The organism is Mycobacterium sp. NGS49, from assembly GCF_059812565.1.
This window is the reverse complement of the sequence record NZ_JCALCX010000128.1, coordinates 1-238: the sequence shown is the minus strand read 5'-3', so window position 1 is coordinate 238 and position 238 is coordinate 1. Positions and strand designations below refer to the sequence as shown.

At 67.2% G+C, this 238-nt stretch carries 1 protein-coding gene; it reads right to left on the bottom strand.

The features are described from left to right. Positions 1 to 238 (bottom strand): beta-ketoacyl synthase N-terminal-like domain-containing protein (locus tag AC5Y7D_RS31000; RefSeq protein ID WP_499930021.1); only part of this gene is annotated, 238 nt, incomplete at both ends.

Here is a 238-nt window from a genome sequence, read left to right as displayed (position 1 = left end):
TCCGCCCCGAAGCCACACTGGTCGCCGTCCCCGTCAACCCATAACCCTCCGAACCCCGGGCATCGCTGGGGGTCTGTTGAGACCAGACCCCGGCAAAGACCCCGGTGTCGGTGCCCTCCAACGCGGTCGGGTCGATGCCCGCGGTTTCCAACGCCTCCCAACACACCTCCAGCAGCAGCCGCTGCTGAGGATCCATCGCGGTGGCCTCGCGCGCGGAAATACCGAAGAACTCCGCATC